Below are 12,261 nucleotides of genomic sequence, written 5' to 3'. Positions count from 1 at the left end.
ACCGCGTGGGTCAGCCGCCGCGCTTTTGCCGGACGGGACCGGCCGGTCTCGAGGGGCGCGGCCGGTTCGGCGGGCCGGCTGCCCCGCTCCCGGGTACCGTTTCACGGGCGATGCAGGGCGGCGATGCGGGTCGAGCCGTCGCCCTTTCCGGCGACCGGGTGGAGGAATGGGGCAGTGATGGGGCGGGAGCGGACCGGGCCGGCCGGCCTGAGCGGTTCCGGGGCCGGGCGGTGACGGGTTTCGCCGGCGCTGCCTTCGTGGCGTCCCTGGGGTGGACGGGCGGTGTGGTGGTCGGGCTGATCGCCGTCACCGCCGGGCTCGGCGTGCTGGCCGGGCGCCACAACGTGGTCGACACCGCCTGGGGCCTGCTGTTCGCCGGGGTCGGTCTCGCGGCGTTCGTCACCTCGCAGGGCCACGGTGACCCGGTCCGCCGCTGGGTCCTGGTGGTCCTGGCCGGGGTGTGGGGAATCCGCCTGGCCGTGCACCTCGGCCGCCGGTCCGCCGGCCGGGGCGAAGACCCGCGCTACGAGAAGCTGCTCGGCTCCGGGCGGGCGCACCCGTTCCTGAACGCCGTGCTGAAAGTCTATGCGCCCCAGGCGGTGCTGGCGTTCGTGATCTCGGCGCCGCTGCAGGTCGGCGCGTTCGAGGCCGGGCGGGTAGGGCCGGTCGCCGTCCTCGGCGTCGTGCTCTGGTGCGTCGGGATGGTGTTCGAGACCGTCGGCGACGCGCAGCTGGAGCGGTACAAGCGGTGGAAGCGGGCCCAGCCGCCCGAACAGGTCGCCGCCAGTGTCATGGACCGCGGGCTGTGGCGGTTCACCCGGCACCCCAACTACTTCGGCGACGCGTGCGTCTGGTGGGGGATCTTCCTGGTCGCCGCGGACCACTGGCCGGGGGTCCTCACCGTGCCCGCCCCCCTCCTGATGACCTACCTGCTCACCCGGGGCTCGGGGAAGAAAACGCTCGAACGGTCCATGATCACCCGCCCCGGTTATCCGGCCTACATGCGCCGCACCAGCGGGTTCCTGCCACTGCCACCCCGGCGGGCCGGCCGCTAGCCGGCCCGGCCGCCGTGATCACCGAAAGGATTCGCCGCCATGGTCGAGGTGGAGCGCATCATCCCGGTGCGCAAGCCGGTCCGCGTCGTCGCGGACTACCTGCGGGACTTCGCGCACGTGGAGCAGTGGGATCCGGGCACGCTGTCCTGCGTCCGCCTGGACGAGGGGCCGATCCGGACCGGGTCCCGGTGGCGGAACGTCTCGCGGTTCCGGGGCAAGGAGACCGAGCTGCGCTACGAGCTCGTCCGCCTGGAGCCGGAGCGGCTGGTCTTCGTCGGGAAGAACAAGACCGCGACCTCCACCGACGACTTCACTATCGGCCCGGCCCCGGGCGGCAGCGTGATCGGCTACCGGGCCACCATCGTGTTCCACGGGCTCGCCAAGCTGGCCGGGCCGTTCCTGGTCCGCGAGTTCGAGAAACAGGGTGACGGCGTGGTCGAGGCGATGACCGGGACGATCAACGCCCTCTGAAAGCAACGCCCTTTGAAAGTCCGGCGGCCCGCCCGGTCCGGGACCGCGCTCTGCTCTCACGGTGAGGTGCTCAGGTGTCTCTGAAGTTCTCCAGTGTGGTTCCCGCGCCCCTGGACGAGGTGTTCGAGTGGCACGCGCGGCCGGGGGCGATCGCGCGGCTGTCGCCGCCCTGGCCGCCCGTTCGCGTCGGTTCGGAGTCCGGGTCCCTGCGGGACGGCCGCGCGAAGCTGATCTTCCCGGGCGGGGTGAAGTGGACGGCCGAGCACCGGGCGGAGGGCTACCGGCCGCCGTCGCAGTTCGTCGACCGGCTCGCCACCCCGGGCCTGTCCACGGTGCTGCCCTGGCGGCACACCCATCGGTTCGAGGCCGACGGCCCGGAGCGCACCGTGGTGACCGACGAGGTCGACACCCCGTTGCCCGCGGTGGTGCTGCGATCGATGTTCGCCTACCGCCACCGCCAACTCGCCGCCGACCTCGCGGCTCAGCACCGGTACCGGCACGAGCCGATGACGGTGGCCGTGACCGGGGCGAGCGGTCTCGTCGGCTCGGCGCTGACCGCGCTGCTGACCACGGGCGGCCACCGGGTGGTCCGGCTGGTGCGGCGCGAACCCCGGACCCGGGACGAGCGGACATGGCGCCCGGCCGACCCCGATCGGGACCTGCTCGCCGGGGTCGACGCGGTGGTGCACCTGGCCGGTGCTTCGATCGCGGGCCGGTTCGGCGAGCGGCACCGGCGGGCGGTGCGCGACAGCCGGATCGGACCGACTCGGGCGCTGGCCGAGCTCGCGGCCCGCACCCCCGATGGACCACGGGTGTTCGTCGCCGCTTCCGCCGTCGGCTACTACGGCGCCGATCGCGGCGACGAGGTGCTCACGGAAGGCAGCGCCGCCGGTCGCGGGTTCCTCGCCGACGTCGTCACCGACTGGGAGGAAGCCGCCGCGGCCGGCGGGGACCTGCGGGTGGTGCGGGTGCGGACCGGTCTGGTGCTCAGCCCTCGCGGCGGGGTGCTGCGGCTGCACCACCCGCTGTTCGCCGCCGGGCTGGGCGGACCGCTCGGCGAGGGCCGGCAGTGGATGCCGTGGATCGGCCTCGACGACCTGACCGACCTCTACCTGAGGGCGGTGACCGACGAGCGCCTGGCCGGCCCGGTCAACGCGGCCGGTCCCGATCCGGTCCGCAACGCCGAGTACACCCGCACGCTCGCGGCCGTGCTCCGGCGGCCGGCGGTGCTGAAGGTGCCGTACCTGGGGCCGCGGCTGCTGCTCGGCGAGACCGGCGCCCGCGAGCTGGCCTTCGCCGATCAGCGCGTGCGACCACAGCGGCTGCTCGATCTCCGGCACGTCTTCCGGCACCGGCGGCTGGACCAGGCGCTCGCGCACGTGCTCGCGACCACGACACCGGACACGGCGGGGGAACCGGGGTGAGCGCCCTGTCCCGGTTCACCGGCCGGCTTTGGACTCCTCGCGGGCGTCCCGGAACCGATCGGCGCCACTCCGGAGGTCGACGATCGGGTCCGGGTAGCCGGTGTCCGGGCGCTCGTCGCCGGACAGCTTCCACGGCTGGTGGACGGCGCTGCCGGGGATCCCGGACAGCTCCGGGACGTACTTGCGGACGTAGTCGCCGTCCGGGTCGTAGCGCTCGGCCTGCCGCAGGGGGTTGAGGAGCCGGTTCGGCCGCGTGTCGGTGCCGGTGCCGGCCGCCCACTGCCAGTTCATCTGGTTGTTCGCCGTGTCGGCGTCGACGAGCAGGTCCGTGAAGTGCCGGGCCCCCAGCCGCCAGTCGAGGTAGAGGGTCTTGGTCAAGAAGCTCGCGACGATCAACCGGGCCCGGTTGTGCATCCAGCCCTCGTCGGTGAGCTGGCGCATCGCGGCGTCCACGATCGGGAAGCCGGTGCGGCCTTCGCACCACGCGGTGAAGTCGCGGTCCGAGCGGCGCCACCGGTCCCCGCGGGACCGGTAGTCGCGGGTGGCGCATTCGGGCCGGGCCGCCAGCACCTGGTGGTGGAAGTCGCGCCAGGCGAGCTGCCGGGTGAACGCCTGCGCGCCGGAGGACTCCGAACCGGTGCGCTCGATCAGCTCGGTCACCGAAACCGTGCCGAAGTGCAGGTGCGGGGACAGCCGGGAGGTGCCGTCCCCGGCGAGGTCGTCGTGCCGGTGCTCGTACTCGCGGACTTCGTGGTCCACCCACCGGCTCATGATCCGTCGCCCCTCCGTCTCGCCCCCGGCGGCCAGGTGGGGCGAGCGCTCACCGGCGCAGAGGTCCTTGAGCGACGGCAGGCTGCCGGTGCGCAGCTTCGGCAGGGAGAGCCGCTTCGGCGGGCGGATCACCGACCGCTTCCCGGCTTCGGACCATTGGCGCAGGTAGGGGGTGAACACCGCGAAATGGTCCTTGCCGCTGCCGGTGGGCGTCAGCGAACCCGGTGCGACGACGGTGATCGAGGAGTCGTGGACGTGCAGTTCGACGTCTTCTGCATCGAGGGCCTCGCGCAGCGCGTCCTCGCGGCGCCGGGCGAAAGCACTGACGTCGGCGGCCACGTGGACCGACCGCACCTGGTGCTTGCGGACCAGCGACAGGACTTCGTCGACCAGCCGGCCCCGCCGCACGACCAGGTGCCCTCCGGCGCGGGCCAGGCCCTCGTCGAGGTCCCGCAGGCTGTCCAGGAGGAAGGCGGCCCGGTTGGGCCGGTTGAACGGGCCCTTCAGGATCGCGTCGTCCAGGACGAACAGGGGGATGCACTGCTCGGCTTCGGCGGCCGCGGCGAGTACGGGGTTGTCGTGCACACGCAGGTCGCGCGTGAACAGCGCGATCGACACCGTCATCGCCGTGAAAACTCCTGTGCTGGGGGAAAACCGGACCGGGGGACAACGGTCGCACAGGGCGTGACGGCTGTCCATTCGAGCCTCGCGGCGATGCGCGCCAGACAGCCTCCCCATCGCTGGTGCCGTACGGTGCTCAGGGGGGCCCGGTCCGGCGCGCGTCGCCGGGACCGGGAGCGCACAGTCCACAGTGAACAGTGCTGAGCCGGCTCGGATTGGAGACCGCCGATGCGCGCGGAGCCCGACACCGATGTGATCGTGGTCGGGGCCGGCCTGGCCGGTCTCGCGGCCGCGGTCGAGCTGCAGCGCCGGGGGCACCGGGTGCGGGTGTTCGAGTCCGCCGACCGGCCCGGCGGGCGGGTGCGGTCCGACGTGGTCGACGGGTTCACCCTCGATCGCGGGTTCCAGCTGCTCAACCCGGCCTACCCGGCGGTCCGGGCGCTGATCGACCTGCCCGCTCTGGCTCCGCGGCGGTTCTGGCGCGCGGTCCGCCTGGTCGACGGGGACCGGTCCCGGCTGCTCGGCCATCCCTTCGACACCCTCCGAGCGATTCCCGGCCTGCTGGAACGGGGTCCGGTCGGAGTCCGGGACGTGCTGGCGCTGGCCGCGCTCTCGGCCCGGGACCTGGCCGGCCCGGCCCGGCTGCTCACCGGGGCCGCGGACCAGACGACCCGGGCCGAACTCCGCCGCTGGGGCTTGTCCGGCCCCTGCGTCGATCAGGTGCTGACGCCGTTCCTGGCCGGGGTCTTCGCCGACGCGGAGCTGACCACCTCCAGCCGGTTCTTCCACCTGGTGTGGCGGAGTTTCCTGCGCGCCGCGCCCGTGCTGCCCGCCGGGGGGATGGGCGCGCTCCCGCAGCAGCTCGCCGATCGCCTCACCCCGGGGACCCTCTCGCTCGACACCCCGGTCGACGCGGTCGCGCCCGGGACGGTCCTGACGGCCGGCACCGCCCACCGCGCTCGCGCGGTCGTCGTCGCGACCGATTCCACCGCCGCGAACCGGCTGATCCCCGGGCTGGCCGTACCGGACTGGAACGGGCTGCGCACCTTCTACTACCGCACCACCACGCCGCCGCTGCGACAGCCGGTGCTGACCATCGACGCCCGCCGCGACGGGCCGGTGTGCAACACCGCCGTGATCTCCGCCGTCGCACCCGGCTACGCACCCGAGGGCCAGGCGCTGATCGCGGCCACCACGCTGGCCTCCTCCAACACCGGCGCCGCCACCGACACCGGGGACGAGCGGGCCGTGCGCGACCAGCTGGCCCGCCTCTACCGCACCGGCACGCGCACCTGGGAACTCCTGGCCGACTACCGGATTCCGCACGCGCTGCCGAGCATGGCGCCGCCGCACGAGCTGCGCCGCCCGGTCTGCCTGGAGCCCGGGCTGTACGTCTGCGGCGACCACCGCGACACGAGCTCCATCCAGGGAAGTCTCGTCTCCGGCCGCCGCACCGCGCGGGCCGTCAGCCGCGATCACCCCACCGGGGCGGCGGGCCGTGGCTGAGCGACGCGCGACCCGGGGGCACGGATGAGCGACCGGCCGCCGCTGTGGTTGTTCGCCGACCAGCTGGGACCGCACTTCCGCGACGGTGACCTGGCCGGCCGCCGGATCGTGCTGATCGAGTCGGCGCACGCGTTCGCCCACAAGCGCTACCACCGCCAGAAGCTGCACCTGGTCCTGGCCGGTCTGCGCGGGCTCGCGGCCGAGCTGCCCGACCGGGTGACGCTGATCCGGGCGCCGGACTACCGCACCGGTCTGGCCGAGGCCGGTGAACCGGTCGTGGTGCACGAGCCCGGATCGCACGCCGCCGACCGGCTGGTGCGCCGTCTCCACCGCGAGGGGCTGGTTGCCGAAATCCGGCCGGCGGCCGGGTTCGCCCGGTCCAAAGCCGACTTCACGAGCTGGGCCCGCGGCCGCGGGCGGTTCGTGATGGAGGACTTCTACCGGGACCAGCGCCGCCGGTTCGAGGTGCTGCTCGAACCGGACGGAGAGCCCGCGGGCGGGCAGTGGAACTTCGACCGGGACAACCGCAACCCGCCTCCGAAGCGGTCCGAGCTGGGTGTGCCCCGGCCCTGGCACCCGGAGGAGAACGAGGTCGACGAGCGGGTCCGGGCGGACCTGGACGCCTGGACCCGCGACGGGCTGATCACCACGGTGGGCGCCGACGGCCCCCGGCGGTTCGCCGTCAGCCGGGCCGAAGCCCGCCGGGCGCTGCGGAAGTTCCTGGACGACCGCCTGCCCTCCTTCGGCGCCCACCAGGACGCGATGCTCGCCGGGGACTGGGCGATGTCGCACGCCCTGCTCTCGGTGCCGCTCAACCTCGGCCTGCTCCACCCGCTCGACGTCGTCGAGCAGGCCGAGCGGCGCTACCGGGAGGGCACCGCCCCACTGCCGGCTGTGGAGGGTTTCATCCGGCAGGTGCTCGGCTGGCGCGAGTGGGTGTGGCACCTGTACTGGTACCTCGGGCCGGACTACCTCCGCCACAACGAACTCGGGGCGCACACCCCGCTTCCCGGGTGGTGGCGGGACCTCGACCCCGGGGCGGTCGGCGCCCGCTGCCTGCGGACCGCGCTGGCCGGGGTCCGCGACCGCGGCTACGCCCACCACATCGAACGCCTCATGGTGCTCGGCAACCACGCCCTGCAGCGGGGTTACGACCCGGGGGAGCTGACCGAGTGGTTCGCCACGGCGTTCGTCGACGGCTTCCCCTGGGTCATGCCGGCCAACGTGATCGGGATGAGCCAGTACGCCGACGGCGGCATCGTCGCGACCAAGCCGTACGCGGCGGGCGGGGCCTACGTCAACCGGATGAGCGACCACTGCCGTGGCTGTCCGTTCGACCCGAAGCGGCGGCTCGGTCCCACGGCCTGCCCGTTCACGGCCGGCTACTGGGCCTTCCTGGACCGCACCGCCGATCGTCTCCGCGGCAACCAGCGGATGCGCCAGCCGCTCAACGGGCTGGCCCGGCTGGCCGACCTCGAAGCCGTCGTCGAGCAGGAACACCGGCGGACCGAGTTCTGAGCCGGGGCCCGGGCGCGCCTCAGTGCGGGCCGGGCGGCTGCGGGTGCTCTTCGGTCTTCGCGGCGATTTCGTGGATGACGCCCCAGAACTCATCGGATCCCGCGGCGCCGGCGGGCCCGAACAGGGCGCGGCGAACGGCCCGCGCGTGGGCCGGGCGGGCGGCGGCGAGGGCGGTCCGGCCGTCGTCGGTCACCACGACCAGCACGCGCCGGCCGTCGCCGTCTTCACGCCGCAGGAGTCCGCGCCCGGCCATGCGGGAGAGCTGACGCGACAGCCGGGCGCGCTTCCAGTCCAGCATGGCGCCGAGGTCGTGCTGGGGCAGGCGGCCGCCGCCGTTCTCCACCACGCGGGAAAGGACGGCGAAATCGGCCGCGGACAGCCCGGCCGCGCCTTGGATCTCCCGGGCCACTGCGGCCAGGATCGCGTCGTTCGCCCGTTTCCAGGCGGTCCACCGCGCCATTTCGGAGTCGTCGAGCAGCCGCGTCATGCCGACACCCTACCCCGGTGTTGCCATGTAAACGGAAACGGTCCATGCTGGTTTACATGACAACTCACTTGAAGCGCGCGGTGCTCGTCACCGGTGGTGGCTCGGGCATCGGCCTCGGCCTGGCCGAGCGGTACCTCGCCGCCGGGCACCGCGTCGTGATCACCGGCCGGGACTCCGGCCGGCTCGCCGAGGCGGCCCGCCGCCGGCCCGGCCTGGAAACCTTCACCAACGACCTCGCGGCCCCGGACGGGCGACGGCGGCTGGCCGACCACGTCGGCCGGGTGATGCCGGAGCTGGACGTGCTGATCAACAACGCGGGCCTCCAGCGGCGGACGGGCATCGCATCCGACGGATCCCCGTGGTCCGAAGAGCAGCACGAGATCGACGTCCTGTTCGCCGCGCCGGTCCACCTGAGCCGGTTGCTCGTGCCGCGGATGCTGGCCCACGGCCGCCCGGGTGTGCTGGTCAACGTCACCTCCGGCGGGGCGTTCGTCCCGCAGCCGTTCGCTCCGCTCTACAGCGCGGCCAAGGCGGCCCTGCACAGCTACACGACGAACCTGCGCCATGCCCTGAAAGCCACGCCGATCCGGGTGGTGGAGCTGATCCCCCCGGCGGTGGCCACCGGGCTCGCCGGGCCGGGCCCGGCCCACGGCGCCGATCCGGCCGAATTCTGCGACGCGGTGTTCCCCGCGCTGGACGGTTCCCGCCCGGAAGTGGGTTTCGGCCCGACCGCGACCGCCGAATTCACCGGGCGGCGCGCGGCCGAACAGCAGGTCTTCGACGACCTCTCCGGCCGCTTCGACGTACCGGTCTACGGGGCCTGAGCCGGTGCCATCTCCAGCGGGGTTTCAGCCGGCTTCGTCCCGGTCGGCGTGGTCAGGCTCCTGGCCGGTGCGCTCTCCGGCACCGGGAATTCGGGGCGAACGGGCCTGGACCGGCTGCGGCCGGCTTCCGGCGGCGGGGTCTCGGTGGCTGCGCAGGAGGGTCAGCGAGCGGTCCAGGAAGTCGGCGACGGTGGCGGCTTGCTCCTCGGTGAGGCGCTCGATCAGGGTGGCGAGGTCGGTCAGCATGGGCCGGAGGGCGGCGTGGACCGCGCCTTGGGCGGTCTCGCTCACGGTCAGGGTGACGCGGCGCCGGTCGCTGGTGTGGGCTTGGCGGCGCACGTGCCCGGCCGCTTCCAGCCGGTCCACCAGGGACGCGGCCGACGCCGACCGGATGCCGAGCAGGTGCGCGAGTTCGACGGTGCCGATCGGCCGGCCGGCCGAGGCGAGGTGCTGGAGCGCCTGGGCGTCGGTCTTGCCGATGCCCAGCCTCGCGGCCATGCCCTGCTGGGCCGGACCGGCCTCGGCCAGCAGGTCGCGCAGGGCCTGGCTGATCCGCAGTGCTGAGTCTCGTCGGTCGCCCACCGGGCAATCCTAGTCTTCGCTAGATAAACTAGCTATATTTGCTAGATTCTCTAGCGAGATGCGGGAGGTTCGATGGATGTCCAAGGGATGAACGCCGAGATGGTGGCCAAGCTGCTTCAGGCGCCGGCCGAACCGGTGGCCGAGGGCGAGTACGCGCTGCGGGTGGTCGAGACCCGGGGGCGGGCGTCGCGGCAGGCCCGGCTCGTGCCGCTGGCCGTCGTCCGGCGAGGTGGACGGCAGTTCCTGGTCTCCCCGACGCGCGAACGCGACTGGGTTCGCAATCTGCTCGCTGATCCGGCCTGCGCGGTGCTGGGGCGGGATTCGCGCGAGGACCGGCTCGCGGTGGCGGTCCCGGACTCGCCGGCGGCCGAGGTGGTGTCGCAGTACCTCGCGTCGATGAGCGTCCCGTGGGCCATCCGCGCGTTTCCGGTCGCCCCGGACGCCCCGCGGGAGGAGATCAGGGCCCACCTCGGGGAGATGGCCGTGTTCGAGCTGGTGGCGAGGCCGTGACCGGCGAAGGCAACCCGCAGGTGGTCGTGGCCGGCGGCGGACCGGGCGGGATGGTGCTGGCCTACCTGCTGGCCCGGGCCGGGGTCTCGGTGACGGTCCTCGAATCGCGCTCGGACTTCGATCGGGACTTTCGCGGCGATTCGCTGCACCCCTACACCCTGGAACTGCTCGACCGGCTCGGCCTGGCCGAACGGCTGCTGCGGCTCGAGCACTTCAAAGCCGGCTCCTTCCGGTTCCACACCCCGAAAGCGGTGTTCGAGACGGCGAGCTACGACCGGCTTCGGACCCCGTACAACTACGTCGCGCTGATGCCGCAGGTCCGCTTCCTGGACTTCCTGGCCGAGGAGTGCGCGAAGCTGCCCGGCTTCACGCTCCGGACGGGCTGCAAGGTCACCGGGCTGGTGCAGGACGAGGCCGGGGTGGTGCGCGGCGTCCGCCACCGCGGCGGCGAACTCTCCTGTTCGTTGCTCGTCGGCGCCGACGGCCGGTACTCCACCGTGCGGCGGCTGGCCGGCCTGACCGCCCGCAACCTCGGGGCGACCACGGACATCCTCTGGTTCCGGCTGCCGCGCCGGCCCGGCGATCCGCCCGAAGCGGACCTGGATTTGTACTTCGGCCACGACAGCTACATCGGGGTGCTCGGCGGGGTGCGCGACTGGCAGGTCGGCTACAGCCTGGCCAAGGGCTCCTACGCCGAGGTCCGGGACGCGGGGGTCGAGCCGATCCGCCGCTTCGTGCGCGAGCACGTCCCCTGGCTGGCCGATCGCGTGCACCTGCTGGCCGATTTCGCGCAGACGACCCTGCTGTCGGTCGACATCTCCCGGGTCGAGCGCTGGTACCGCCCGGGGCTCCTGCTCATCGGCGACGCCGCCCACGTCATCTCCCCGGTCGGGGGCAACGGCATCCTGATGGCCGTCCAGGACGCCGTCGCCACCGCGAACCGCCTCGTGCCGGTCCTGCGCGCGGGCGCGGCGCCGGCCGTGGCCGACCTGGCCGGAGTGCAGCGGGACCGGGAACCGGCGATCACCGCCGTGCAAGCCCAGCAGGTGCGGGTGGAGCAGAAGTCCGCCCGGGCCCGCGCCCGCGGCCGCTCGGCCGCCCCGCCCGGGTTCCTGCGCTGGCTGTTCGCCGTGCCCGCCCTCCGGGCCCGCGCCGCGCGGGACAACGCGTACGGCCCCCATCCACCACAGCTCGACCCCGGCCGGCTTGACCTCGGGTGATCCGGGCCGTCCGGCGAGCCGGGGCCGCCAGGAATCACCCGGACCGGCCGAGGTTGCCTCCGTAAGAGGAATCACACAGACGTGCATGGCCCGGTGAGCAGCGGGAACCACGCCGGAAGGGGAGGATCCGAGCAGGGGGTGGGGCGATGGCGCACGTGTTCCGCAAACCGGGTGCGTGGTTTTCGATGGGCGTCGCGGCGGTGCTGGTGGGCGTCCTGCTGGTGAAGCTGGACGGCCACCGGTCGCCGGAGTGGCCCGCGTCGTCGGCGCCGCCGGTGTCCGTACCGGCGCCGCCGGCCGAAGCGGCGTCGTGGATGCACAAACTGGGCCCGGGGGAGAAGCCACCGCAGTTCGTGCTGTTCTCCTTCGACGGCGCGGGTTCCCACGACCACTGGCAGCGGGTGCTGCCGCTGGCGAAGTCCGTGCACGCGCACTTCAGCGGGTTCCTGTCGGGGATCTACCTGCTGCCGAACGCGCAGCGCGGCCAGTACACCGGGCCCGGGCACCCGACGGGCAAGGCGTCGATCGGGTTCGGCGGCTCCGAGGACGAGGTGCGCACCCTGGTGTCCGACCTGAACACGGCCGTGGATCAGGGCGAGGAGATCGGCACCCACTACAACGGCCACTTCTGCACCGGGGCCGAGCCGAGCGTCGGGCATTGGAGCACCGCCGCGTGGGACCGGGAGCTGCGGCAGTTCTTCGGCTTCGTCGACGGCGCGCGCACCGGCCGCGGCCTGCGCGTGGACCCCGCGGCGATCAAGGGCGGCCGCACCCCCTGCCTGGAGGGGGACTGGGCGCAGGCTTTCCCGGCGATGCGCGACTCGGGGCTGCAGTACGACTCCAGCCGGCCGTCGGACGGGGTGAAGTGGCCGTCCCAGGTGGACGGGCTGTGGGAGTTCTGGATGCCGTACGTGAAGGTCCCGGCGCTGGGCAAGAAGGTCATCATGATGGACTACAACCTGTGGTTCCAGTACAACCACGCGCAGGAGGACAGCTCCCACACGGCCGAGTACACCCAGGACACCGTGGAGACCTACCGCGGGGCCTACCAGGCCGCCTTCCAGGGCAACCGGGCTCCGCTGGTCGTGGGCAACCACTTCAACGACTGGGCGGGCGGCGCCTTCGCCAAGGCGACCGAGGACTTCATGGGCGAGGTCTGCGGCAAGCCGGAGACGGTGTGCGCCACCTACAGCGAGGTGATCCGCTGGATGTCCCTGCAGGACCCGGCCGTGCTGGATCGGTACCGGCAGATGCCGGCCGCGCAGCCGTGAG

Annotated in this window: 12 protein-coding genes; 9 read left to right on the top strand and 3 right to left on the bottom strand. The window is 73.3% G+C overall.

Going from position 1 to position 12,261, the window contains the following annotated elements; genetic code table 11:
- Positions 1-257: 257 nt before the first annotated feature.
- The 3 genes from NYF13_RS30210 (at position 258) to NYF13_RS30200 (ending at position 2,950) form a co-directional block, all read left to right on the top strand.
- Positions 258-1,055, top strand: a complete 798-nt coding sequence (locus NYF13_RS30210; RefSeq protein ID WP_315661331.1) for a DUF1295 domain-containing protein — start codon at positions 258-260, stop codon at positions 1,053-1,055.
- Positions 1,056-1,094: 39 nt separating this feature from the next.
- Positions 1,095-1,526: an SRPBCC family protein gene (locus tag NYF13_RS30205; protein ID WP_315661330.1), complete on the top strand. Its 432-nt coding sequence runs from the start codon at positions 1,095-1,097 to the stop codon at positions 1,524-1,526.
- A gap of 74 nt (positions 1,527-1,600) precedes the next feature.
- Positions 1,601-2,950 (top strand): TIGR01777 family oxidoreductase, encoded by a 1,350-nt coding sequence (locus tag NYF13_RS30200; protein ID WP_315661329.1) that lies wholly within the window; start codon positions 1,601-1,603, stop codon positions 2,948-2,950.
- Positions 2,951-2,965: 15 nt separating this feature from the next.
- Here the strand turns inward: NYF13_RS30200 and NYF13_RS30195 are convergent, their stop codons facing one another.
- Positions 2,966-4,345, bottom strand: coding sequence for a deoxyribodipyrimidine photo-lyase (locus NYF13_RS30195; RefSeq protein WP_315661328.1), 1,380 nt, complete (start codon positions 4,343-4,345; stop codon positions 2,966-2,968).
- 225 nt (positions 4,346-4,570) lie between these two features.
- Here NYF13_RS30195 and NYF13_RS30190 point away from each other — a divergent pair, with 225 nt between their 5' ends.
- The gene (locus tag NYF13_RS30190) at positions 4,571-5,848 is read left to right on the top strand and encodes an NAD(P)/FAD-dependent oxidoreductase (RefSeq protein ID WP_315661327.1); all 1,278 of its coding nucleotides are present in this window, start codon (positions 4,571-4,573) and stop codon (positions 5,846-5,848) included.
- A gap of 24 nt (positions 5,849-5,872) precedes the next feature.
- Positions 5,873-7,366, top strand: coding sequence for a cryptochrome/photolyase family protein (locus NYF13_RS30185; RefSeq protein WP_315661326.1), 1,494 nt, complete (start codon positions 5,873-5,875; stop codon positions 7,364-7,366).
- A 19-nt stretch (positions 7,367-7,385) separates the two neighbouring features.
- Here NYF13_RS30185 and NYF13_RS30180 read toward each other — a convergent pair whose 3' ends face one another.
- Complete coding sequence (locus NYF13_RS30180) at positions 7,386-7,853, bottom strand: MarR family transcriptional regulator (RefSeq protein ID WP_315661325.1); 468 nt, start codon at positions 7,851-7,853, stop codon at positions 7,386-7,388.
- Positions 7,854-7,909: 56 nt separating this feature from the next.
- Between NYF13_RS30180 and NYF13_RS30175 the strand changes: the two genes are divergently transcribed.
- Positions 7,910-8,677, top strand: coding sequence for an SDR family NAD(P)-dependent oxidoreductase (locus tag NYF13_RS30175; RefSeq protein ID WP_315661324.1), 768 nt, complete (start codon positions 7,910-7,912; stop codon positions 8,675-8,677).
- Positions 8,678-8,701: 24 nt separating this feature from the next.
- Here the strand turns inward: NYF13_RS30175 and NYF13_RS30170 are convergent, their stop codons facing one another.
- Positions 8,702-9,259, bottom strand: coding sequence for a MarR family winged helix-turn-helix transcriptional regulator (locus tag NYF13_RS30170; RefSeq protein ID WP_315661323.1), 558 nt, complete (start codon positions 9,257-9,259; stop codon positions 8,702-8,704).
- Positions 9,260-9,331: 72 nt separating this feature from the next.
- Between NYF13_RS30170 and NYF13_RS30165 the strand changes: the two genes are divergently transcribed.
- From NYF13_RS30165 to NYF13_RS30155, 3 genes are all read left to right on the top strand, one after another.
- The gene (locus NYF13_RS30165; RefSeq protein ID WP_315661322.1) at positions 9,332-9,769 is read left to right on the top strand and encodes a nitroreductase/quinone reductase family protein; all 438 of its coding nucleotides are present in this window, start codon (positions 9,332-9,334) and stop codon (positions 9,767-9,769) included.
- The gene (locus tag NYF13_RS30160) at positions 9,766-10,989 is read left to right on the top strand and encodes an FAD-dependent oxidoreductase (protein WP_315661321.1); all 1,224 of its coding nucleotides are present in this window, start codon (positions 9,766-9,768) and stop codon (positions 10,987-10,989) included. The genes NYF13_RS30165 and NYF13_RS30160 overlap by 4 nt, the downstream gene beginning before the upstream one ends.
- A 146-nt stretch (positions 10,990-11,135) precedes the next feature.
- Positions 11,136-12,260 (top strand): polysaccharide deacetylase, encoded by a 1,125-nt coding sequence (locus NYF13_RS30155; protein ID WP_315661320.1) that lies wholly within the window; start codon positions 11,136-11,138, stop codon positions 12,258-12,260.
- Position 12,261: the final 1 nt, after the last annotated feature.

Source organism: Amycolatopsis sp. PS_44_ISF1 (assembly GCF_032335455.1).
Classification (GTDB): domain Bacteria; phylum Actinomycetota; class Actinomycetes; order Mycobacteriales; family Pseudonocardiaceae; genus Amycolatopsis.
Note: the sequence above shows the minus strand (reverse complement) of the source record. Positions and strands in the feature narration are given on the sequence as shown.